The sequence below is a fragment of the Bartonella sp. AA168HLJHH genome, from assembly GCF_042197365.1.
Lineage (GTDB): Bacteria > Pseudomonadota > Alphaproteobacteria > Rhizobiales > Rhizobiaceae > Bartonella.
On the sequence record NZ_JBHIRS010000081.1, the window covers coordinates 1 to 708 of the forward strand.

Here is a 708-nt window from a genome sequence, read left to right on the forward strand (position 1 = left end):
TGGATTTTTTTCTAACCATGTTTCCACCCACACAAGCGTTCACCTAGATTATTGTGCTTTAAGATCTCTCTTGCTAAATTGGAACTGATGGCGTTCAGATCTTTCTTGTCTAAATAAATTGGCAACCAGCCAACACAAGAAGAAGCATATTTATTTGTCGCGCAACCAGTGAGAGAGAGCAGCACGCATATCAGCATCACTTTTTTGATTAACTTCACTTTCCACCTCAAGCCGTGTTGTGGCTGCTTTTAAAGCTTTTTCTGTTTGCTTTTGTTGCTCTACTTTTTTCCCAAGAGTAAAAGCTTTTGCTAAGGCAATAAAAAAAGCGGCTAAAGCCGCACCTGTTACCATCAAGTTTCTTTTCATCCATAAGATCATAGGCGGTGCTCCTGAAAGCGTTTAGCAACAAAGAAAATGCCAGTACATGCGGCTAAAACCATAATGGCGGATAAAGCCCATTGGATTGGTCCATTGCCCGCTAAAAACCCACCAAGACCTGAGAAAGAACCAATAATCGGTGCCAATGCTTCTGCTTTGAGAAACCCTGTTGGTTGTTTCGTTTCTACTGTTTGATAATTAGAAGAAACATAAGCCCCTTTCGCCCATAGCCCTGCCTCTGCTACACGCCGGTGTACGAGACCTTGTAAACGTTTGCCTCCCGCTTTGGTCCATTTCTGCAATTCGGTTGGTACCGCTTCATAATCCCCC

General features: G+C 43.2%; 3 protein-coding genes. All 3 read right to left on the reverse strand.

Features of this window, described 5'->3' with window-relative positions:
- Positions 1-11: 11 nt before the first annotated feature.
- Positions 12-218: a hypothetical protein gene (locus tag ACFINM_RS09850; RefSeq protein ID WP_375632560.1), complete on the reverse strand. Its 207-nt coding sequence runs from the start codon at positions 216-218 to the stop codon at positions 12-14.
- Positions 151-378: a hypothetical protein gene (locus ACFINM_RS09855; RefSeq protein WP_375612620.1), complete on the reverse strand. Its 228-nt coding sequence runs from the start codon at positions 376-378 to the stop codon at positions 151-153. The genes ACFINM_RS09850 and ACFINM_RS09855 overlap by 68 nt, the downstream gene beginning before the upstream one ends.
- A partial coding sequence (locus ACFINM_RS09860) for a glycoside hydrolase family protein (RefSeq protein ID WP_375641376.1) occupies positions 375-708 on the reverse strand: 334 nt, incomplete at its 5' end. The genes ACFINM_RS09860 and ACFINM_RS09855, both read right to left, overlap by 4 nt.

Bases quoted from the DNA above. Each gene is read 5' to 3' on its own strand.
- ACFINM_RS09855 (WP_375612620.1), bottom strand. From the start codon at position 378: ATGATCTTATGGATGAAAAGAAACTTGATGGTAACAGGTGCGGCTTTA.